The following is a 20,993-nucleotide window of genomic DNA, read 5'->3' on the forward strand; positions in this document are numbered from 1 at the left end:
TCAGGGCGTCGGCACGCCGGGAGGGGCCGTACGGGCGAAGCACCCGAAGGCCGCTACACCACCTCGGCCAGCACCTCGGCGAGCACATGCCGGGAGTTCTCCGCGAGCACCGGGTTCGTGTCCCGGTAGTACGGCAGCTGGATGAGGGAGACCGACAGTGCCCAGCCACGCCCGCGTGCCCACTCGGCATCGTCGGCGCCCACGGCCGTACGGAAGGCGTCCCGGGCAGTGGCGGGAAGGAGGTTCCAGGCGACCATGAGATCGACCGCGGGATCCCCCACTCCCGCCCCGCCGAAGTCGAGTACGGCGCTCAGGCGCCCTTGGTCCACCAGCACGTTGCCGGGCGACAGGTCGCCGTGGGCCCAGACGGGCGGACCGGTGTGCACCGGGGCCCGCAGCGCCTCCTCCCACAGGGCGGTCATCGCGTCGGTGTCGACGGTCCCGGCGAGCTGAGCGATGGCCGAACGGGTGGGTTCGTCGCGCCTCGCCAGTGGCACGCCACGGAACCCCGGCGGCCCGTCCAGGGCGTCGATCAGGCGCACCTCGTGGACGAACTCGGCCAGGTCCGCGGCGAGTCGCGCCGGTTCGTCGACCGCCCCGGCGACGGGATTGCGGCCCGCGAGCCAGCCGTAGACCCCCCACGGCCAGGGAAACCCCTCCCCGGGCACGCCTCGCCCCAGCGGTTGGGGCACGGTGGCGGTCAGTCGCGGGCCCAGCTCGGGGAGCCACCGCAGTTCGTCCTCGATGGCGGCGACGGCGCGCGGATGCCGGGGCAGCCGTACGACCATGTCGTCGCCGAGCCGGAACATGGCGTTCTCCGTCCCCGCCGACTCCACCCGGCGTACGGACAGAGCGGACCACTCGGGGAACTGTTCGGCGATCAGCCGGCGGACCAGTGAGGCCTGGATGTCGACCTCGTCCGCATGCATCTTCATGGCGCACATGAGGAGACATCCCAGCGCGCGGCGACGCCCGTGTCCACCGAGTTCGGCGCTAGGACACGTCCTCGCCGATCACCCGCGTGATCTCCCGGCCGATCCGCAGGATGCCGGGGGAGCGGACCGGGCACGGCTTCGGCGTGGACGTGGTCGGGACCAGACAGAAGTGCAGGTAGTCCTTGTCGAGGTGCAGGGCCGTCCGGTCGTCGCCGGGATCGGTGCAGTAGTCGGGGTGGCCGTGCTCGTAGGCCGTGCACGGCAGGTACTGGGACCAGGTGTACCGGGCCCCGGCCGGGCTCACCGTGGCGCCCGCGTCGGCGACGAGGTCGCCCGAGGCGGCGGCCTGCTTCTCGTAGAGGGCGTTCACCCGCCGGACCCGGTCCGGCGTGATCGGGTCGGGGCCCTGCAGCACCCAGACGATCTTCGGGCGCCGCGCACCGCCCGCGTCGGCGATCTGCGCGGTGAGTCTGCGCATGTCGGCCTCGTAGCGCGCGAAGTACGTCTTCCGAGCGGCGTCGTAGGTGATCCCGTCCATGCACCACGTGTAGGCCCACGCGTTGCCCCAGAACTGCAGCACCACGTAGTCCGGATGCTGCGCGCGGACCAGGGCGGCCGCCTTGGCGGCGTTGGGTACGAGTGACTTCTCGCCGGTGCCTTCCAGGTAGTCGCACGGTGTGGTCCCCGAGTACGGGGCGCTCGTGTACGTCGCTCCCAGGTCCCGTCGGAGTTCCTGGCCGAGCACGTTCTGGGCCTCCATGGCGAGCGAGTCGCCGAGGTAGAGGACCCGGGGTGCCACGGCGGGACGGGCGCGGGGAGAGGTGGAGGGGGAGGCGGGGGCCTGCTGTGGCTGGTGCGTGGTCGCGGCGGCCGTACCCGGCAGGGTGGGGGTCGGCGGCGCCGCCGCCGCTCCGGACGAGGGGTCCCCGCACGCGCCTAGCAGCAGCACTGCGGACAGCAGCGCCCCCACGATCCACGGCTTCCGCATGCAGCAACTCCCGCCCCGGAGCCCGAAATCGGCTCACCAGGCAAGCACAGCGGGACCCAAGGGGGAAGACGTACGGCGGCAGTTGAGGCCTTGCCGAGACGCTCCGGTCAGCTCTCGCCGAGATGCTCCAGGAGATCCAGCAGGTCGGTGAGGGGCAGCGGCTTGGTCAGGTGGGCGTCGAAGCCGGCCGCCCGGGACAGTGCGCGGTCGGTGCCCTGGCTGAAGCCGGACACCGCGATCAGGCGGAGGTCGGTGCCGTCCGGCCGGGACCGCAGTGCGCGGGCGATCGCGTAGCCGTCCATGTCCGGCAGGCCCAGGTCGCACAGGACGACGTCGAAGGGGCGTGACTCGGTGGCGTTGAGGGCGTCCGTGCCCGTGTGCACCGCCGTTACCTGGTGGCCCTGCCGTTCCAGGAGGGTGCGGTAGGTGGCGGCCAGGTCGATGTTGTCCTTGACGATCAGGATCGACAGGGCGCGTGGGGCGGCTCGGACGGGCGCGGGGCGGGGCTGTTGCGGGGCCGTGGTGTCGGTGGTCGGGAGGAGCGCCGTGAACGAGGCGCCCTTGCCCGGCCCTTCGCTGTGCGCGGTGATCTCGCCGCCGTGCAGCTCGACCACCGTCCGTACGACCGCGAGCCCGAGTCCCAGGCCTTCCGGGGTGTCGGGGCCGGCCGGGGCCGCCCGCATGAACACCCCGAACAGCTCCTCCGCCTGGCCGGGTTCGAACCCGATTCCGTCGTCCCGCACGGTGAGGCGGGCCCGGCCGTCCCGGGCGGTCAGACCGACCTCCGTGTGGCCGCCCGGCCGGGTGTACTTGAGCGCGTTGGACAGCAGGTTCGTCAGGACCTGGGCCAGTCGCAGCCGGTCGCCGTCCACGATCACCGGATCCGGCGGCAGCACGGCGCCGAGCGTGCGGCCCTCGTGCCCGAACAGGCCGCGGATGTCGGCGCACGCCCCGTCCACGACCGAGCGCAGGTCGACCGGCTCGCGCACCAGCTCCAGGTGCCCGGTCACCGCCCGCGTGCCGTCCAGCAGGTCGTTGCTCATCCGGGCCAGCGTGCCCAACTGCCGTTCCAGGACGGACAGTGCCGGATGGCCGTCCGGAATGTCGAGGGCCAGCAGCTCGGTCGCCGCGGAGGCGGCCGCCAAGGGGTTGCGCAGCTCGTGCGAGAGCGTGGCGATGAACCGGTCCTTGGCCCGCTGCTCCTCTCGCAACCGGCGCCCCGCCGCGTCCAGTTCGGCATTGGCCCAGCTCAACTGCTCGTTCACCTCGCGGATCTCCCGCGCCCGCACGAACAGGTCGATCTCCATCCCCTCGGCCCGCATCTGCGCGTCGGCGACCGCCCGCCGCTGCTCGCGCCCCACCCGGCGCAGATGCACGAACTCCGTGACGTCCTCGACCCGGTGGATGACGTACGCGACCCGCCCCTCGGCGTCCAGGACCGGCGAGTTGACGGGACTCCAGTACCGCTCGGCGAAGACACCCTCCTCATCCGTCGGGATGTCGTACCGCTGCAGTGCCATCGTGTCCGTACGCCCGCTCGCCCGCACCGTCTCCAACGACCGCCGCAGATTGGCGACCCCGTCCGCCGACGGGTCGTCCGGGTTGTCGGGGAACACGTCGAAGACCGGGTGCCCGACGATGTCCCGCTGCGTGCGGGTGGCCGTCAGGTAGGCGCGGTTGACCTCGACGATGCTGAAGTCGCGGTCCAGGACGAGCAGCGGGGACAGGGTCGCGTCGAACAGGAGCCGGAAGTCCGGGACATCGGGCACGGTCGGACCTCCGGGGGCCGGTGCGGGGGACTCAGGGGTCGAGGCGGTAGCCGTAGCCCCGGACGGTGGTGATGCGCGGGGCCGGCGGAGGCAGGTCCGCGAGCTTGCCGCGCAGCCGGTACACGTGCTCCACCACCGTCGCCGGCTGCTGCCAGGACGAACCCCAGATCCGCTCCAGCACCTGCGCGGCCGAGAACACCCGGCCGGGCGCCGCCGCCAGCATCTCCAACAGCGCGTACTCCTTGGGGCGCAGCACCAGGTGCACCTCCCCGCCGGACGCCTGCCGGGCCGCGGTGTCGACGCGCAGCGAGCCGACCTGGAGCACCGTCGCCGCGTCCGGCGGCTGCGAGCGGCGCAGCACGGCGTGGATACGGGCCACCAACTCCCGCTGGGAGAATGGCTTGACCAGGTAGTCGTCGGCGCCGATCTCCAGGCCCGCCACCCGGTCGGCCTCCGCCGCGCGCCCCGAAACGACGATGACCGGCAGCCGGCTCGTGGACCGCAGCGCGCGCAGCAGTTCGAGGCCGCTGCCGTCCGGAAGGCCCAGGTCGAGGACGGCGAGATCGACGCCGCCCTCGTAGAGCACGGATTTCCCGGCGCGCGCGTCCATGGCCCAGGTGACGACGAAACCGGCCCGCTCCAGATAGGAACGGCACATCAGTGCGAAGTCGGGCTCGTCCTCGATCAGTGCGAGGTGCGGACGCATTCCGCATCACCCGGCCCATCTGCCGCCCGGTCGTTGTGTCGCTGATGAGCGGCCGTTGATGCCCCGACCATGTGGCGAAGGTAGAACAGTAATCGCCCACGGTTCAAGGGGGAGCCGACCGGGGGGAGTCCCGGCGCGGGCCGGTGCGAGGCGGGGATGGAGCAGCCCTCGCACCGGCCCGCGACGGGGTACGCAGGGGACGGGGACCGAGGCACGTGCACGAGAACATTCTGGAACCCGTGAGCAGGGCCTGCTGGCCACCGCGCGGCGCCGGGCCGCTGCCCGCGGCCGACGGGCTGCTCCTCGCCGAGCTGCACGGCGACATCGACCTCGCCGGCACCGTGGAACTGCGCAGCTGGCTGGACTCCGTCGTGGCCCTGCGCGCACGGGCGTATATCGTCGACCTGCGCCCCGTGACCTTCGTGGACTCCACCGGCCTGAACCTGCTGCTGCGCCTGCGCCGCCGCGTCCTGGCCGGCGGCGGCGCGTTCGCCCTGCTGTGCCCCGAGCGCACCCTGCGGCTGCTGCACGCCCACGGCTCACTGAGGCTGTTCGATCCGGCGATCACCCTCCCGGAGGCGGTGTCCAGGGTCACCGGAACGAGCGAACGCCCCAGGGCCTGACCGGAGTTCAGACCCGGTCGGCCGCGATCAGCAGATACTGGAAACTGCCGTTCTTGTACGCGTTCAGGAACGTGTCCTCGATGCCCGTGACCAGGTGGTCGGCCTCCTTGCGCAACTCCCAGTAGGGGATGGTGTCCGCGGTGAGGTCCTGCACATGGACGGGGACGAGACGGTTGCGGGCCATCGCCCGGAAGTACTCCGAGCGCGGGTGGATGTCGCAGATGTAGTGCGCGTTGATGAGCGACACCTCGCGCGAGGCCCGTCCGTAGGTGTCGTTGTAGCAGCCGGTGACGACGACGTACCGGCCGCCGCGGCGCAGCAGCCGGGCCTGCTCGGCGAACAGCAGCTCCAACTCCACGTACATGGTCGACTCGTTGTTCCACGACGCCGCGTACGCGCCGGTCGGGAAGCCGGTGTCGAGCATGTTGCGGTGGTGGTAGCGCACCTTGTCGTCGATGTCCCGCTGGTGCGCCTGTTCGTTGGCGAACGCGGCCTGTTTCGCGGAGATCGTCACGCCGTCGGCGTGGCAGCCGTAGTGCAGGTTCGCCACGACGCTGCCGCCGCCGCGTCCGCAGCCGGCGTCGAAGACGCGGTCGGCGGGGGTCAGCGGGCCGAGGTGGGCGGCGAGCAGTTCGGCCTGGGCGTGCTCAAGGCGGTGCAGTTCGGCGGTGATCCGCTCCCGCCGCAGCGCGTCGTCGGTCTCTTCGAGCACCGACCGGTCGGCTGGTCCGACGCCGTAGTGGTGGTGGTAGAGGTCGTCGATCCTGCCGAGTTCCAGGTTGACCGGGTTCTCCTCGGCGTTCCAGTAGTCCGCGACGCGGGTCTGGTACGTGGACTGGGTCGGCACCGGAGCGTTGCGGGTGCCGGCGGCGGCGATGGTCAACGGTGACTCCTCTTTGTCCTGCTGATCGTTCATCGGAGCTGCGCCTACCAGTAGTTGGGAAGGTGGTAGCGGTGGGTGTTGGTGGCGTGCCACTCGTGGTTGCCGGCCACCCAGTCGGACAGACCCTGGGCGTAGCGCTCCACGAGCGGGGAGACGGCGGCCAGGAGGGCGGACTCGTCCTCGAACGCGGCCATGATCTCGTTGTGGATCTCGACGGCCTTGAGATAGGCGGCCTTCAGCCCGCACCGCTCGTTGGCGGCGATGACCTGCGGGAGGTTGAGGTGGGTGGGGACACTGGCGAGTTCCCTCGTGAACGAGTAGAGGTCGTTGACGATCGTCGTGGCGTTGCAGGCGAGCGCCGTGATCCGCTGGATCTCGGGACGGGCGTAGACCGCCTCCGGCAGCTCGTAGCCGTCGACCGCGTCGACGATCGACAGACAGGGCCGGAAGTTGTTGAACTGCCGCATCACCAGGTACTCCCACACCTGGGGCACATGCCGGGTCTCCGCCCAGGCGGCCTCGGCGAGATATCCCAGGTGCAGACGGGCGATGTCGTGGACGAAGCGGTCGGTCTGGCTGGGCGTGGCGAAGCCGGCGTAGTCCTTGACCGCCCAGTGGTACGAGCGCAGCGGACCGTCGGCCTGCATGCCCTCGCGCCACTGGGCCTCCAGCGCGGGCGTGCCGTGGTACGGGTCGATCGCCGACTGGGCCATGATCAGCGGACCGCCCAGTCCGCGGTGCGATCCGCCGCGACCCTCGTCCTCCTCGCAGTAGAGGTTGTCGACGAGGTTCTCGGCGAGCAGCAACTGCCCGGCCACGGTGAGCCGTTCCAGGTCGGCCGCCCCCGGATGCTGGAGGACCACGGCCCGGCCGAACTGGAATCCCGAGAAGTCCCCCTTCCAGGCGGTCGGGAACAGGTCCAGGCCGCGGGCCCAGGCCTCAAGGCGCCGGTCGACCTCGGCGACCTTCTCCGGATCGGCGGGAACGGCGGACCGGTACCTGAGCCCCGGGACCACCCCACTGCGCCGGGCGCGCACGGTGCGGGCGAGGTTGGGCGGGCCGGGCAGGGACGGTGTGGACGTGGGCGTGCTCATTCCGTACTCCACCGGGTCAGTCGGCCGTCCGGCCGATCTGGACGTTCTCCAGGATCCCGGCCGCGTCGGGCACGAGGATGGCCATCGAGTAGTAGGCGGTGACCAGGTAGCTGATGATCGCGGCGGTGTCGATGCCCATGAACCGGACGTTCAGGCCCGGTTGGAACTCCTCGGGGATGCCGGTCTGGTAGAGCCCGACGACCCCCTGGTCGGCCTCGCCCGTGCGCAGCGCGATGATGCTGCTGGTGTGCTGCCGGCTGACCGGGATCTTGTTGCACGGGAAGATCGGGACACCCCGCCAGGCGGGGACCTCGTGCCCGTCGACACTCGCCGTGCCGGGCACCAGGCCACGCCGGTTGCACTGCCGGAAGAAGGCCGAGATCGCTTTCGGATGAGCGAGGAACACCTTGGTCTTGCGGCGCATGGCGAGCAGTTCGTCCATGTCGTCCGGGGTCGGCGGACCGGTGAAGGTGCTGACCCGCTGGCCGTAGTCGATGTTGTGCAGCAGCCCGAACTCCCGGTTGTTGACCAGCTCCCACTCCTGGCGCTCGCGGATCTCCTCGACGGTCAGGCGCAGTTGCTGCTCGGTCTGGTCCATCGGGTCGTTGTAGAGGTCGGCGACGCGCGTGTGGACCCGCAACACGGTCTGGGTGAGCGAGAGTTCGTACTCGCGCGGAGCGAGGTCGTAGTTGACGAAGCCGCCGGTGATCGTCGGCTCGCCCACGTGGCCGGCCTGCACGGGCACATCGGCCTCGCCCTTGCGGTTCATCGGTAGCCGCTGCGACTCGGCGTACGCCTCCAGGTGCTCGGCGAGCGACGCCACCCGGTCGGTGAACTCCCGGACCACGTCCCAGGGGAGCACGAGCAGCACGCCCGACGTCTCCGCCCGTACCGAGCTCAGCCACAGCGGATCGGACTGCCCGATGGCCTCGTCGCCCATCTGGTCGCCGTCGGCGACCACCCCGACGATCTCCTCCTCGCCGTACTTGCCCTCTGTGTAGCGGGTGAAGCGGCCGTGGACGATCAGGTACGTCTCCGTGACCGGCTGCCCGGCCTCGAACACGACCTGCCCGGCCCGCACTTCGCGCGCCCGGAACCGGGTGGAGATCTCCCTCAGGACATCGATGTCCTGATAGCCGCGCAGCACGGGCAGTTCGGTGAGCGTCTCGGGGATGACCTTGATGTTGTCGGCGCCGTTCTGCTCGAACTGCACCCGGCCGCGCCCGATCCGCAACTGGAGGCGCCGGTTGACCCGGTAGGTGCCGCCCCTGATGTCCACCCACGGCAGGGACTTGAGCAGCCATCGCGAACTGATGGCCTGCATCTGTGGTTCGGACTTGGTCGTCGTGGCGAGCTGGCGCGCGGCCTGGGTGCTGAGAGTGGTGAGGTCCGGCGCGGTGGATGCGGGGACGGGTTCGTCGGTTGCGGGGTCGGGGACGCTTTCGGGGGCGGACACATTCCCTCCCTGAGGGCGTACAGGGGTGAGCGGAGTGGTCGGAGTTGAAGGCGACGAAGCGGTGGCTGACAGGTACGCACCGCCTGTACAAGGCAACAGGGGTGGCGATCAGCCCGGTACAGCGCGAAGGGGGCGGTTTCGTGTCCCCGAGGCACAAACTCCGGTGCGGGGGCAGGCAGTTGGCGGCGGTGCGCTCGCACGCCGGTGACGTGCCACCCGTGGCGCTCAGAACAGGTCGTTCACCAGTACGGCGGCGCCGTCGAAACGGCCCGCTTTGAGGTCGTTCAGCGCCTCGTCCGCCCGCGAGAGGGGGTAGGTGTGCGTGGTGGCGCGTACGCCGTGCCGGGCGGCGAGCTCCAGGAACTCCCTCGCGTCCGCACGGGTGTTGGCGGTGACGCTGCGCACCTCCTTCTCGTAGAACAGCTCGGTCTCGTAGTGCAGCGGTGGTGTGTCGCTGAGGTGGATGCCGGCGATCGCCAGGACTCCGCCGCGGTCGAGGGCGCGTAGGGCGACCGGGACCAGGTCGCCGACCGGGGCGAACAGGATCGCGCTGTCCAGCGGCTCCGGCGGGCTCGCGTACGCGTCCTGCGCGGAGGCGGCGCCCAGGTCGAGCGCCAGCTGTCGGGCGGCCGTACCGCGGGTCATGACGTGCACCGTCGCACCTTCGGCCAGTGCCACCTGCGCGCACAGGTGGGCGCTGCCCCCGAAGCCGTACAGGCCGAGGTGTCCGCCCGGTGGCAGGGCCGCTCGCCGCAGCGCGCGGTAGCCGATGATGCCGGCGCACAGCAGCGGGGCGAGCGCCACGTCGTCGACCCCGTCGGGCAGCGGATGGGCGAAGGCCGCTGGCACGGTCGTGTACTGCGCGTAACCGCCATCCGCGTCCCAGCCGGTGTAGCGCGACGCCGGGCACAGGTTCTCGGCCCCACGCGCGCAGTACCCGCAGGTCCCGTCCGTGCGCCGCAGCCAGGCCACGCCCACCCGGTCGCCCACGGCGAAACCGCGGGCCCCCGTCCCGAGCCCGGCGACCACGCCGACCACCTCGTGCCCGGGCGTCACCCCCGGCCGGTGCACCGGCAGATCGCCCTCGGTGACGTGCAGATCGGTCCGGCACACCCCGCACGCGCGCACGTGCACCAGCAACTCGTCGTCACCGGGCACCGGAACCGGCTTCTCGACGAACCGGAGCGCCCCCTCCTCGACCGGCCCCGGCTCCACCACCGACCACGCGCGCATCGTTCCGTCCGCCATCCCGCACCCCGTCCGTCGCGTCGAAGGGCCTTCCGTCCATTCTGGGACGGACCGCCGCGTTCGGCGCGCGCTCGGCCGGACGGATGACTAGCGTGAGGAAACGGACCAACCACCGATTCGGGAGAGGGCCGCGATCATGGCCGTACAACCTGAGGGAACCCCCTGTTGGACCGACGCGATGTTCGGTGACGTCGAGGGCGCCAAGAGCTTCTACGGCGATGTCCTCGGCTGGACCTTCGGCGAGTCCTCGTCGGAGTACGGCAACTACACCCAGGCGTATACGGACGGCAAGGCCGTCGCCGCGGTCGTGCCGCCGATGCCCGGCCAGGAGAGCCAGTCGCAGTGGTGCCTCTACCTCGCCTCGCCGGACGCGTCCGCGACCGCCGGCCGGATCCGTGACAACGGCGGCGAGATCCTGATGGAGCCCATGCAGGTCGGCGAGTTCGGCACCATGTGTCTGGCCCGCGACCCGAGCGGTGTCGTCTTCGGCATCTGGCAGGGCGGCCTCCACGAGGGCTTCGAGGCGACGCCCGAACAGACCGGCGCGTACTGCTGGGCCGAGGTCTTCACCCGCGAACCCGAGAAGTCCGACGCGTTCTTCCCCGCCGTGTTCGGCTACACGGCCAAGCAGGTGCAGGACGACAACGTCGACTTCCGTATGTTCGACCTCGGCGAGAACACCGTCCTCGGCCGGATGCGGATGACGGACGAATTCCCGCCCGAGGTACCGCCGTACATCAACGTCTACTTCACCGTGGACAACTGCGACGACGCCGTCGCCAAGGCCACCAAGCAGGGCGGCATCCTCCGATTCGGCCCGATGGACAGTCCGTTCGGCCGGTTCGCCTCGCTCAGCGATCCGCAGGGCGCGAATTTCTCGGTGATCGACGTCACGACCACCGCAGGGGAGATGCCGTCGAGCGTGGACGTCTAGAGGCGTCTAGAGGATCGCTTCCACCGGGTCGGTGGTCACAGAGCCACGGGCCGCGGTCATAGCGGCCGCGCCGAGTGCGATCGCGCCGGAGACGAGGAACGCGGTGGTGTAGCCCGATTCCGCCGCCGGTCGTCCGGGCGCGGTCGCCGACGATGCCACGATCACGGCGGCGAGGACGGAGCCGATCGCGCCGCCGACGGTGCGCAGGATGGTGTTGATGCCCGTGGCCGCACCGGTCTGCTCCTGGCCGACGGCGCCGACGACCAGGCCGCCGAGCGAGGCGAAGGCAAGGCCGTAGGCCAGACCCAGGAGGGCGCACCAGACGACCACCTCGACGATGTGCTCGTGGAGAACTCCGAGGCCGGCCAAGGCGATCGCCGCGAGGACCGCGCCCGCCCGGAAGACGGCCCGCGTGCCCCGGGCGGTCGAGACTCGCGCGGCGAGCGGCGCGGCGAGGAGCATGCAGACGGCCATCGGGGCCATCAACAGACCGGTCCGGGCAGGGGAGTAGCCGAAGCCGTACCCGAGGGCGGTGGGCGTCTGGACGAACAGCGGCAGGAGCGTGACCGCGGCGAACATCCCCACGGCCACCACAAGGGTGGCCACGTTCGTGGTGAGCAGTCGCGGCCCGATCAAGAGGCGCAGGTCGACCAGGGGGGCCGCGGCCCGCCGCTCGACGACCCCGAATGCGGTGGCGAGCGCGACCGCGGTGCCGAACAGCGCGATGATCCCCGGCGAGGACCAACCCCATGCGCGGCCCTGGCTGACGGCGAGCAGGAGGGCGACCAGGGTGCCCGCGAGCAGGGTTGCTCCGGCGAGGTCCACCCGGCCCGCGGGGGAAGCCGGCGCGGACGACGACGGCACACGGATCATGCCGGCCAGCGCCAGGAGGGCCAGGGCGGCGACGAGCCAGAAGAGCGCGGCAGGGCCGGTGACGTCGACGAGCGGACCGGCGGCGACCAGGCCGAGCGCTCCACCGACGCCGAACATCGCGCTGAGCGCCGCGACGACACCGCCCAGCCGCTCGGCGGGCACGCGCTGGCGGGCCAGCCCGAAGGCGCACGGGAAGACACCGCCGGAGAGCCCCTGAAGCACCCGGCCCGCCACGATTCCGGTGTACGAGCCCAGGTGGGTGCTCACCGCGGACACCACCGAGCCGGCCAGCAGCAGCGCGAGACCAGTGACGATGACACGACGGTGGCCGAACAGGTCACCGAGCCGCCCCGCCACGGGCGTCGCGACGGCGGAGGCGAGCATGAAGGCGGTCAGGAGCCAGGTCGCACCGGTCGCGGAGACGTCGAGTTCGCGGGCGAACACCGTCAGTGCGGCGAGCACGATCGTCTGCGCGAGCGCGACGCCGAAAGCCGCGAGCAGCAACACCGCGGCCCCGCCGCCGGCTGATCCCTTCGACCCGCCCCGCCGGATCCTGCGCACGACGAACATCACGGCGGCGATCAGACCGGCCAGAACCCACATCAGCGCCCCTCCTCACAGATGAATCCCACAGGTAGGTCCCACAGGTAAGTAAGGTGACCCTAATGTATTTGTGACCGATGGTCACTAAGTAAGTCGGACGGATTCGTAGACTGCTTCCGTGGACGCGAAGACACCCAGGCTCGGCCGCCCCGCTCGCCTGAGCCGAGAGCAGATCGTGGAGGCCGCGCTCGGCTGCGACCTGCGGACCGTGACGATGCGCGACATCGCGGAGCGGCTGGGCGTCTCCCACTCGGCCCTCTACCGCTGGGTCGGCACCCGCGACGAGCTTCTCGACCTCGTCAGCGAGGTCGTCGTCGAACGCATCCTCCCGACGCCGGAGCCCACCGCCGACACCTGGCGGCGGTGGCTGTCCGACCTCGCCTGGCGGATGCACGACCAGTTCCTCGCCGTACCCGGATACGCCGCCCACGTGGCGATGCCGCACCGCCACAACCCGCACGCCTTCGGACGGCTGCGCGACCGCGTCGTCTCGGCGTTCCAACTCGCCGGTGTCTCCGACGACATGGCCGAGCAGAGCTGGCAGATCTTCGGACTCGGGGTCGTGCAGTGGCTTGGTTCCCAGCAGTTGGGGCACGACATGGGCCCGAACGCACCCCGCTTCGACCTGTTCCTCGACGTACTCCTGCGCGGGCTGCCCGCGCGGGAGCCCGGTACGTGAGCGTCCGGCCGAACGCCCCTCGCGGCCATGGCATGATCGGGCGCATGGGTGAACGTGTGGTGGCCGCGTGCGACGGCGCTTCGAAGGGAAATCCGGGACCTGCGGCCTGGGCCTGGGTCGTCGCGGACGAGACGGAGACCCCGACCCGCTGGGAGGCGGGACCGCTCGGCAAGGCCACCAACAACGTCGCGGAACTGACCGCGCTGGAACGCCTGTTGACGTCGACCGATCCGGACGTGCCCCTTGAGGTGCGGATGGACTCGCAGTACGCCATGAAGGCGGTCACCACCTGGCTGCCCGGCTGGAAGCGCAACGGCTGGAAGACGTCCGGCGGCAAACCCGTCGCCAACCAGGAACTGGTCGTCCGCATCGACGAGCTGCTCGCCGGCCGCACGGTCGACTTCCGTTACGTCCCCGCCCACCAGGTCGACGGCGACCCGCTCAACGACTTCGCCGACCGCGCCGCCAGCCAGGCGGCCATCGTCCAGGAACCCGCGAGCAGCGAACTCGGCTCACCCGAGCCGCCGCCCTCCCCGGACACCCCCAAGTCCAAGGGCGCCCCGCGCCGCAACTCCGCGGCGACCAAGCCGCGCGGGGGCGCTTCGCGCACCATCAAGGCCAAGTTCCCCGGCCGATGCTCCTGCGGCCGCTCCTACGCCGCGGGCGAGCCCATCAGCAAGAACGGGCAGAGCTGGGGTCACCCGGAGTGCGCCACGGCCGAGGCCTGACCGGTCGAGGTCCGATCGGTCTTGCTCTGAGTGGTCGAGGTCCGATCGGTCGAGTTCTGAGCGGTGTCGCTCGGTCGGGCTGACGCGTTCCCGAGCGTCCCTGAGCCGCATCCATCTCCTGCTACTCTGCGTTGCCAATTGACCGCATTGGGTAGCTCATAGGGGTGCGTGTGAAGGTCGCCTGCGTCGGCGGCGGGCCCGCCGGCCTGTATCTCTCGATCCTACTGAAGAGGCAGGACCCGTCCCACGACATCACCGTGTACGAGCGCGATCCGGAGGGCTCGACCTACGGCTGGGGCGTCACCTACTGGCGCGGACTGCGCGACAAGCTGCACGAACTCGACCCCGAATCGGCCCGCGCGCTTTCCGAGCACTCCGTCACCTGGAACGAGGGCACGGCCCGCGTCCGTGACCTGACGACACGGCAGCCCGGCGACGAGGGCTTCGGCATCGGCCGGCACCGGCTGCTGGAGATCCTCGCCGCCCGGGCCTGCTCGCTGGGCGTCCGGCTGGAGTTCGAGCACGAGATCACCGAGGGGAACCTGCCCGACGCCGACCTGGTCGTCGCGGGCGACGGCGTCAACAGCGCCCTGCGCACCCGGCACGCCGACCACTTCGGCGCCGAGCTGCGGCCCGGCCGCAACCACTACATCTGGCTCGGCACCAGCAAGGTCTTCGACTCCTTCACCTTCGCCTTCGTGGAGACCGACCACGGCTGGATCTGGTGTTACGGCTACGGCTTCAGCCCCGAGCGCAGCACCTGCGTGGTCGAGTGCGCCCCCGAGACCTGGACCGGGCTCGGCCTCGACACCGCGAACGAGGCCGACGGACTGGCCCTCCTGGAGAAGCTCTTCGTCGACGTGCTGGACGGCCACGCCCTCATCGGCCGCTCCACCGGTGACGGCAGCGCCCAGTGGCTCAACTTCCGCACCCTCACCAACCGCACCTGGCACCGCGACAACCTCGTCCTCGTCGGCGACGCCGCCCACACCACGCACTACTCGATCGGCGCCGGCACCACGCTCGCCCTGGAGGACGCCATCGCACTGGCGGACGCGCTGCGCGAGCACCCCGACCTGCCCGACGCCCTCGCCCACTACGAGCGGGAACGCAAGGCGGCCCTCCTGTCGATCCAGAGCGCGGCCCGCTACAGCGCCCAGTGGTACGAGAACCTGCAGCGCTACATGCACCTGCCGCCGGAGCGGATGTTCGCCCTGCTCGGCCAGCGCCACTCGCCGCTGCTGCCCTACGTGCCGCCCCAGCTCTACTACCGGATCGACCGGGCGGCCGGACAGTTGGAGGCGCTGCGCAGGTTCAAGCGCTGGCTGGGACCGAAGGTCGCCCGCACGGTGCACGCCCGGGCGCTGGCCTCCCGCAAGTAGGCCCCGCCCCGGCCCCACCTTGGGTGAATGGCAATTCACCAGCTATGGTGAATTGCCATTCACCCTTTCTTTTTCGCATGGAGCGCCGATGGACCAGCCCGCACCGATAGCCGAGCCCTCCGCCCGGAGGGCCCTGCGGGACCGGCTCGCGATCCCGGTGCTGGCGTTCGGCGGCATCCTCATGGCCGTCATGCAGACGGTGGTCGTCCCCCTGCTGCCCGACCTGCCCCGCCTCACCAACTCCTCGGCGGGCGCGGTCTCCTGGCTGGTCACGGCGACCCTGCTGTCCGGCGCCGTCCTCACCCCCGTCCTCGGCCGGGCCGGCGACATGTACGGCAAGCGCAGGGTGCTGACCGGGGCCCTCGCCCTGATGACCGTCGGCTCGGTGATGTGCGCCCTGTCGTCCGACATCGTCGTGCTGATCGCGGCCCGCGCCCTCCAGGGCGCCGCCGCTTCCGTGGTGCCGCTGTCGATCAGCATCCTGCGCGACGAACTGCCGCCGGAGCGCCGTGGCTCCGCGGTGGCCCTGATGAGCTCCACCGTCGGCATCGGCGCGGCCCTCGGCCTGCCGCTGGCCGCGCTGGTCGTGCAGTACGCCGACTGGCACACCATGTTCTGGCTGACCAGCGCCCTGGGCGCACTGGGTGTGGCGGCCGTGTGGTGGGCGGTCAAGGAGTCGCCCGTCCGGCAACCGGGCCGCTTCGACACGCTGGGCGCCCTCGGACTCGCCGCCGGACTGGTCTGCCTCCTGCTCGGGGTGTCCCAGGGCGGGCAGTGGGGGTGGGGGAGTCCTTCGGTGCTGGCCCTGTTCGTCGCCGCCGTGACCGTACTCGGCGTGTGGTGGTGGCAGCAACTGCGCACCGAACTGCCGCTGGTGGACCTGCGGTTGGTCTCCCGGCCGCGCGTGGGCCTCTCGCACGTGGCGGCCCTGCTCACCGGGTTCGCGTTCTACGCCAACTCCCTGGTGACGGCCCAACTGGTGCAGGCGCCGAAGGCCACCGGATACGGGCTCGGCCTGTCGATCGTGGCCACCGGCCTGTGCCTGCTGCCCGGCGGCATCACCATGCTGCTGTTCTCGCCCGTCTCGGCCCGCATCTCCGCGTCCCGCGGCCCACGGATCACGCTCGCCCTCGGGGCCGCCGTCATCGCCTGCGGCTACGCGGTGCGCATCGCCGACAGCCGCGACCTCTGGATGATCATCCTGGGCGCGACGGTCGTCGCCACCGGCACCACCCTCGCCTACTCGGCTCTCCCCACCCTGATCCTGCGCGCGGTCCCGGCCGAACAGACCGCCTCCGCCAACGGCGTCAACGTCCTGATGCGCACCATCGGCCAGGCCGTCTCCAGCGCGGCCGTCGCCGCCGTACTGGTCCACCACACCAGCCTCATCGGCGGCGCCCCCGTCCCCACCCTGCACGGCTACCTGCTCGCCTTCGGGATGGCGGGCGCCGTCGCCCTGGCTGCCTGCGCCGCGGCCCTGACCATCCCCGGCGACGACCCGGCGTCCGACGAGACGAAACACGCCCAGGACCGCACCCGGAGCAGCCGTGACGAGGCGTTGGAGGGAGCATGAGTGCCGTGAGCACTCCTCCCACCGCGCCCGTCCGCCGGGACGCCGAGGCGACCAAGGCGACCATCCTCAAGGCCGCCCGCCATCTGCTGGCCCGGCACGCCCACGGCGACATCACGCTCAAGGCGGTCGCCGAGCGGGCCGGGGTCAGCGCGCCGCTGATCCTCAAGTACTTCGGCAACAAGGACGCCCTCTTCGCCCGCGTCATGTCCTTCGAGGCCGACGCGGACGTGCTCCTGGACGCCCCGCTCGACGAACTCGGCGCGCACATGGTCCGGCACGTCCTGTTCAGCCAGTCGCAGCAGGGCGCCGACCCCCTGCTGCGAATCGTGTTCGCGCCACTGCACGGCGAACAGGGCGACATCCTGCGCGCCAACTTCCGCACCCAGGTGACCGAACGCCTCACCGCGCGCCTCGACGGCCCCGACGCGGGCCTGCGCGCCGAACTGGCCGTCGCCGCCCTGCTCGGACTCGGCGTGATCTACGGCATCGCCCGCGGCACCGAACTGCGCCGGGCGACGCTGGAGGACGTGGTCGACCGCTACGCGCCCGCGGTCCAGGTGCACCTCACGCCGGGCTCAGGAACCCGGCGCTCGTAGCCACGAACCGCTCGGGGTCGTCGAGCCACGGGAAGTGACCGGCTCCCGGCTGCACCACGAATTCGGCTTTCGGAAAGAGCCCGGCGAGTGAACTCACCGTAGACGGCGGCGAGTTGAGGTCGACCTCGCCGGCGAGCAGCAGCACGGGCGCGTCGAAGCGGGCCAGCGCGGCCCGGGTGGCCTCCGGGTCGAAGGCCCCGTCGGCACCGTAAGCCACCGCGGCCTCCTGGTTCTTCTGCTCCGGCCCAGCGGCGTGATGCACCTGCGCGGCCGTGTCCCAACGTCCGTAGAAGAACGGCGATACGGCCGCCCAGTGGTCGGCGGTGGCCCGGCCCGCGCCGATCTCGCCCAGCGCCTCGAAGGCCGTCGCGAACCACGGCTCGTCCCGGCGCAGCAGAGCGGTCGCACGCCGGACCTCCCCGGAGACCGGGATCCCGACGGCGAAGAGGCTCGGCGTGATCAGCGTGAGACTGCGGACGCGCTCCGGATGGCGGGCGGCGTACAGCAGTGCCAGGTTCGCGCCACCGGAGTGCCCGAGCAGGTCGAGACGGTCGAGGCCGAGGTGCCCGCGCAGGGCCTCGACGTCGTCGACCTGGCGGTCGCAGCGATACGAGGCCTGGTCGTCCGGTGTCGCCGACTCGCCGGTCCCGCGCAGGTCGAGCAGGACGAGCTGCCGGTGCGCCGACAGGCCACCGAGATCGCCCAGGTAGGCGGAGGCCTGCATGGGGCCGCCGGGGACGCAGACCAGGGGTGGGCCCGCACCGATGAGGTGGCAGGCGAGTTCGGTTCCGTCGGGCGCGGAGAAGGCAGGCATGATCAGGACCTTCTCAGCGCCCTGCGGACGACTGCAACCGGTTATCGCGGCAACGGCTCAGGGCGACAGCTGCTTATCGCGGGAGCCGCCTGTCGGAGTAGCCGCCTACCGAAGCAACCGGTCGAGGAACGCGTTGCCGAAGACGCCGTGCGGGTCCAGCCGGTCCAGCACCCCCGCCGCCTGCCCCCACGTGCTCTCGCCGAACGAGGCTGGCACCGCCGTGTCCAGTACCTCGGCGTCGCTCCAGGCGGCCTCGTCCGTATAGGCCCAGCCCTTCGACCACTCGACCCGGGTGAGTGCGTGCTCACCGTCGTAGGTGGCGAGGAGGAAATGTTCCAACTCTCGCAGGAAGGCCGCCGCGTGGGGTGTGCCGGGCAGGGTCAGGACGTCCAGCCAGACGGCCGTGTCCCACTCGGGGTGCGCGTCGCTCGGTCGGAGTGCCGACAGCAACGGGGCCCGGGCGCCGTCCAGTTCGGCGTCGGCGGGGTCGTCGAGGCCGGTCACCCGGATCTCGACCGAGCCGTTGACCGGGAAACGCCCCTGAGTCGCGTACGCCTTGAGGCGCTCCCGGTAGAAGGACGTGAACTCCGCGACCACGCGCTGCACTTGGGCCCTGCTGGTGAGCACCGCGTAGCCGTTCGCGGTGACCCGCAAGGTGGTCGGTCTGATGTAGAGCAGCGTGTTCTTCGACGGCCCCCAGATGTCGGCGGACAGCGTCGTCACCAGCCCGAGTGCGGCCACGTCGAACTGGGCGTTGCCGAGGACCGGCGCCAGATACCAGGCCGCGCCCGAGACCATCCGCCCGACCAGGTCCGCCACCAGGGTCGGGACGCTGTCGGAGAAGGGGTAGTTGTACGGCGAGGTCACGCGCCGCGAGGTCAGCGGCCGGGTCGGCGACACACTCCACACCTTCAGCCACGGCACCTCGGTGAAGGCGAACCAGATCGCCTCCACGCGTCCCGACTCGTCGAGGAAGCTCGCGAGGGTGCGTCCGTCGGAGCCCGGCGCGGCGAAGAGTTCGGCGGCCGGGATGTCCGTACGGCTCAGGCACCGCAGCCGGGCGTTCGCGCCCACGCGCAGCACGACCTCGGTCACCAGCGAGCGGCCCAGGTGGGTCAGCAGCGCGGCGCAGTCCGCCTCGTCGCGGCGGTACGTCCGCGGCACGTACGCGCCCGCCTCCTCGTCCCACACCACGGCCGTCAGCGACAGCACGAGGTTGCTGAGCGAGCCGTAGGTGTGGCCGTGCGTCCGCCGCTCGCCCTCGGCGGGTACGGCGGTGCCGTGCGCGTCGATCGCCAGGGCGCCGCCGAGGGTGAGGTCGCCGGGAGCGGGCGCCGCGGTGACCCCGAGCCCGTGCTCCTCCAGGTAGGTGAGCAGCACCTCCAGGGTGATCCCGGTGCCGGCGCGGACGGCGGTCGGCGAGTCGAGGGCGAGGCAGGTCAGGTGCGGGGCCGTGTCGAGGAGGAGTACCGGCGCGTCCGCCGATGTGGCCTCGGTGATCGTCAGGGGCGACCAGCCGTGCGCGGCGCCACGCGCGCGTACCGTCCAGCCGTGTCGCCAGGCCCAGTTGACGACGTCGACCACCTGGTCGGGGCCGCTCGGGGCGCAGGCCCACAGACCGTCGGCGGTGATCTCGCCGACCCAGTTCCGGTACGCCGAGCGGTACAGGTCGACGCCCGCGGGGAAGTCCGGCAGCTCCTGTGCCGCCACCGCCGGATCCGCGGCGGTCAGGACGGGCACGGTGGCCAGCGCGGCGGCCCCGAACAGGAAGCCGCGGCGGGTCCAGGAGGGATCGCAGGGTGGGGCGGAGGACGGCGCGCAGGACGCGACGGGGGACGGGTGGTCCGAGGCGTCGAACACTAAGTTGTTCATTGAACGGTCAGTCACGGCCACACGCTAGGGCGCCGTTGACACGTGCCGTGCATTCGTCGAATCCCATCACCCGTGTGAGTGACAGATTCGCAGGTATCGCACCGGAGCGACCGGGCCTGTGCACCGGAGCAACCGGTTCCGCGGATGTCGGTGACGGATGACAGACTGACGCCATGGACGAGCGCACTTTCGGTAGGTCGGGTCAGCAGGCATCCGTCGTCGGTCTCGGCACGTGGCAGCTGGGTGCCGACTGGGGAGACGTCGACGACAAGGAAGCCCTCGCGGTGCTGGAGGCGGCTGCCGAGTCGGGGGTGACCTTCTTCGACACCGCCGACGTGTACGGCGACGGACGCAGCGAGGAGACCATCGCCGGCTTCCTGCGCGGCCGACCTGACCTGCACGTCATGGTGGCCACGAAGATGGGCCGCCGGGTCGACCAGCTCCCTGAGAACTACGTCCTGGACAACTTCCGCGCGTGGAACGACCGTTCGCGGCGCAACCTCGGCGTGGACCGCATCGACCTGGTCCAGCTGCACTGCCCGCCGACCGCCGTCTACTCCTCGGACGAGGTGTTCGACGCCCTCGACACCCTGGTCGCCGAGGAGCGCATCGCTAAGTACGGCGTCAGCGTGGAGACCTGCGCCGAGGCGCTGACCGCGATCGCGCGCCCGGGTGTCGCGAGCGTGCAGATCATCCTGAACCCGTTCCGTATGAAGCCCCTGCGCGAGGTGCTCCCCGCGGCCCATGAGGCCGGCGTCGGCGTCATCGCGCGCGTGCCGCTCGCCTCCGGGCTGCTGTCGGGCAAGTACACCAAGGACACCGTCTTCGCCGAGAACGACCACCGCACCTACAACCGGCACGGTGAGTCCTTCGACGTCGGCGAGACCTTCTCCGGCGTCGACTACGTGACCGGGGTCGAGGCCGCCGCCGAGTTCGCCGCCCTGGCCCCCGAGGGCTGCACCCCGGCCCAGCTCGCCCTGCGCTGGATCGTCCAGCAGCCCGGCGTCACCACCGTGATCCCCGGCGCCCGCACCCCCGAGCAGGCCCGCGCCAACGCCTCCGCCGCCCGGCTCCCGGAGCTGACCGACGAGACGCTCGCGGCGATCGCCGACCTCTACGACCGGCGGATCAAGGAGCAGGTCGAGGGCCGCTGGTAGCCGGACCTGGGACGGTCACCGTTCTCGGGGTACTAGGGCGGGGACACGTGCCGGCCGACGCCAACCGGGAGGACAAGTGA

General features: G+C 71.3%; 19 protein-coding genes. 8 read left to right on the top strand and 11 right to left on the bottom strand.

The window, feature by feature from the left end; all coding sequences use genetic code 11:
- Positions 1-53: 53 nt before the first annotated feature.
- The 4 genes from M2283_RS41085 to M2283_RS41100 form a co-directional block, all read right to left on the bottom strand.
- Positions 54-929, bottom strand: coding sequence for an aminoglycoside phosphotransferase family protein (locus tag M2283_RS41085; RefSeq protein ID WP_432423200.1), 876 nt, complete (start codon positions 927-929; stop codon positions 54-56).
- 64 nt (positions 930-993) lie between these two features.
- Entirely contained in the window at positions 994-1,923 is a 930-nt protein-coding gene (locus M2283_RS41090; protein ID WP_280881663.1) for an SGNH/GDSL hydrolase family protein, read from the bottom strand.
- Positions 1,924-2,030: 107 nt separating this feature from the next.
- Complete coding sequence (locus M2283_RS41095; RefSeq protein WP_280881664.1) at positions 2,031-3,692, bottom strand: ATP-binding protein; 1,662 nt, start codon at positions 3,690-3,692, stop codon at positions 2,031-2,033.
- 31 nt (positions 3,693-3,723) lie between these two features.
- Positions 3,724-4,398 (bottom strand): response regulator transcription factor, encoded by a 675-nt coding sequence (locus tag M2283_RS41100; RefSeq protein WP_124001349.1) that lies wholly within the window; start codon positions 4,396-4,398, stop codon positions 3,724-3,726.
- A gap of 215 nt (positions 4,399-4,613) precedes the next feature.
- Between M2283_RS41100 and M2283_RS41105 the strand changes: the two genes are divergently transcribed.
- Positions 4,614-5,021, top strand: a complete 408-nt coding sequence (locus tag M2283_RS41105; protein ID WP_280881665.1) for an STAS domain-containing protein — start codon at positions 4,614-4,616, stop codon at positions 5,019-5,021.
- A gap of 7 nt (positions 5,022-5,028) precedes the next feature.
- Here the strand turns inward: M2283_RS41105 and M2283_RS41110 are convergent, their stop codons facing one another.
- From M2283_RS41110 to M2283_RS41125, 4 genes are all read right to left on the bottom strand, one after another.
- The gene (locus tag M2283_RS41110) at positions 5,029-5,904 is read right to left on the bottom strand and encodes a geranyl diphosphate 2-C-methyltransferase (protein ID WP_280881731.1); all 876 of its coding nucleotides are present in this window, start codon (positions 5,902-5,904) and stop codon (positions 5,029-5,031) included.
- A 44-nt stretch (positions 5,905-5,948) separates the two neighbouring features.
- Positions 5,949-6,998, bottom strand: coding sequence for a family 2 encapsulin nanocompartment cargo protein terpene cyclase (locus M2283_RS41115; RefSeq protein ID WP_280881666.1), 1,050 nt, complete (start codon positions 6,996-6,998; stop codon positions 5,949-5,951).
- Between the two features lie 16 nt (positions 6,999-7,014).
- Positions 7,015-8,454 (bottom strand): family 2B encapsulin nanocompartment shell protein, encoded by a 1,440-nt coding sequence (locus M2283_RS41120; protein ID WP_280881667.1) that lies wholly within the window; start codon positions 8,452-8,454, stop codon positions 7,015-7,017.
- 225 nt (positions 8,455-8,679) lie between these two features.
- Complete coding sequence (locus tag M2283_RS41125) at positions 8,680-9,687, bottom strand: zinc-binding alcohol dehydrogenase family protein (RefSeq protein ID WP_280881732.1); 1,008 nt, start codon at positions 9,685-9,687, stop codon at positions 8,680-8,682.
- A 151-nt stretch (positions 9,688-9,838) separates the two neighbouring features.
- Between M2283_RS41125 and M2283_RS41130 the strand changes: the two genes are divergently transcribed.
- Positions 9,839-10,636, top strand: a complete 798-nt coding sequence (locus M2283_RS41130) for a VOC family protein (protein WP_280881668.1) — start codon at positions 9,839-9,841, stop codon at positions 10,634-10,636.
- A gap of 6 nt (positions 10,637-10,642) precedes the next feature.
- Here the strand turns inward: M2283_RS41130 and M2283_RS41135 are convergent, their stop codons facing one another.
- Positions 10,643-12,112 carry an MFS transporter gene (locus M2283_RS41135; protein WP_280881669.1) on the bottom strand — a complete coding sequence of 490 codons (1,470 nt, stop codon included), beginning with the start codon at positions 12,110-12,112 and terminating at the stop codon, positions 10,643-10,645.
- Positions 12,113-12,230: 118 nt separating this feature from the next.
- Between M2283_RS41135 and M2283_RS41140 the strand changes: the two genes are divergently transcribed.
- The 5 genes from M2283_RS41140 to M2283_RS41160 all read left to right on the top strand — a co-directional run bounded on the left by M2283_RS41140 (position 12,231) and on the right by M2283_RS41160 (position 17,070).
- Positions 12,231-12,791, top strand: a complete 561-nt coding sequence (locus M2283_RS41140; RefSeq protein WP_280881670.1) for a TetR/AcrR family transcriptional regulator — start codon at positions 12,231-12,233, stop codon at positions 12,789-12,791.
- 32 nt (positions 12,792-12,823) lie between these two features.
- Positions 12,824-13,519: a ribonuclease H family protein gene (locus tag M2283_RS41145; protein ID WP_280881733.1), complete on the top strand. Its 696-nt coding sequence runs from the start codon at positions 12,824-12,826 to the stop codon at positions 13,517-13,519.
- Positions 13,520-13,683: 164 nt separating this feature from the next.
- Complete coding sequence (locus M2283_RS41150) at positions 13,684-14,901, top strand: FAD-dependent monooxygenase (RefSeq protein ID WP_280881671.1); 1,218 nt, start codon at positions 13,684-13,686, stop codon at positions 14,899-14,901.
- An 88-nt stretch (positions 14,902-14,989) separates the two neighbouring features.
- On the top strand, positions 14,990-16,474 hold the full coding sequence (locus tag M2283_RS41155; protein ID WP_280881672.1) for an MFS transporter: 1,485 nt from the start codon (positions 14,990-14,992) through the stop codon (positions 16,472-16,474).
- A complete protein-coding gene (locus M2283_RS41160) occupies positions 16,471-17,070 on the top strand; it encodes a TetR family transcriptional regulator (RefSeq protein ID WP_280881673.1) in 600 nt (199 codons plus the stop codon). The genes M2283_RS41155 and M2283_RS41160 overlap by 4 nt, the downstream gene beginning before the upstream one ends.
- Here M2283_RS41160 and M2283_RS41165 read toward each other — a convergent pair.
- Positions 17,039-17,884, bottom strand: coding sequence for an alpha/beta fold hydrolase (locus M2283_RS41165; RefSeq protein WP_280881674.1), 846 nt, complete (start codon positions 17,882-17,884; stop codon positions 17,039-17,041). The two genes, M2283_RS41160 and M2283_RS41165, sit on opposite strands and share 32 nt — an antisense overlap.
- A 105-nt stretch (positions 17,885-17,989) precedes the next feature.
- On the bottom strand, positions 17,990-19,777 hold the full coding sequence (locus M2283_RS41170; protein WP_432423197.1) for a cholesterol oxidase substrate-binding domain-containing protein: 1,788 nt from the start codon (positions 19,775-19,777) through the stop codon (positions 17,990-17,992).
- Between the two features lie 152 nt (positions 19,778-19,929).
- Between M2283_RS41170 and M2283_RS41175 the strand changes: the two genes are divergently transcribed.
- Positions 19,930-20,913 carry an aldo/keto reductase gene (locus tag M2283_RS41175; protein ID WP_280881676.1) on the top strand — a complete coding sequence of 328 codons (984 nt, stop codon included), beginning with the start codon at positions 19,930-19,932 and terminating at the stop codon, positions 20,911-20,913.
- The last annotated feature ends 80 nt before the right edge of the window (positions 20,914-20,993 follow it).

Source organism: Streptomyces pseudovenezuelae, from assembly GCF_029892565.1.
In the GTDB taxonomy this organism is placed as follows: Bacteria; Actinomycetota; Actinomycetes; order Streptomycetales; family Streptomycetaceae; genus Streptomyces; species Streptomyces pseudovenezuelae_A.

Coding starts and splice junctions, on each gene's coding strand:
- M2283_RS41085 (WP_432423200.1), bottom strand. CDS start 929: ATGCATGCGGACGAGGTCGACATCCAGGCCTCACTGGTCCGCCGGCTG.
- M2283_RS41090 (WP_280881663.1), bottom strand. CDS start 1,923: ATGCGGAAGCCGTGGATCGTGGGGGCGCTGCTGTCCGCAGTGCTGCTG.
- M2283_RS41100 (WP_124001349.1), bottom strand. CDS start 4,398: ATGCGTCCGCACCTCGCACTGATCGAGGACGAGCCCGACTTCGCACTG.
- M2283_RS41115 (WP_280881666.1), bottom strand. CDS start 6,998: ATGAGCACGCCCACGTCCACACCGTCCCTGCCCGGCCCGCCCAACCTC.
- M2283_RS41125 (WP_280881732.1), bottom strand. CDS start 9,687: ATGCGCGCGTGGTCGGTGGTGGAGCCGGGGCCGGTCGAGGAGGGGGCG.
- M2283_RS41130 (WP_280881668.1), top strand. CDS start 9,839: ATGGCCGTACAACCTGAGGGAACCCCCTGTTGGACCGACGCGATGTTC.
- M2283_RS41135 (WP_280881669.1), bottom strand. CDS start 12,112: ATGTGGGTTCTGGCCGGTCTGATCGCCGCCGTGATGTTCGTCGTGCGC.
- M2283_RS41145 (WP_280881733.1), top strand. CDS start 12,824: ATGATCGGGCGCATGGGTGAACGTGTGGTGGCCGCGTGCGACGGCGCT.
- M2283_RS41155 (WP_280881672.1), top strand. CDS start 14,990: ATGGACCAGCCCGCACCGATAGCCGAGCCCTCCGCCCGGAGGGCCCTG.
- M2283_RS41160 (WP_280881673.1), top strand. CDS start 16,471: ATGAGTGCCGTGAGCACTCCTCCCACCGCGCCCGTCCGCCGGGACGCC.
- M2283_RS41165 (WP_280881674.1), bottom strand. CDS start 17,884: ATGCCTGCCTTCTCCGCGCCCGACGGAACCGAACTCGCCTGCCACCTC.
- M2283_RS41175 (WP_280881676.1), top strand. CDS start 19,930: ATGGACGAGCGCACTTTCGGTAGGTCGGGTCAGCAGGCATCCGTCGTC.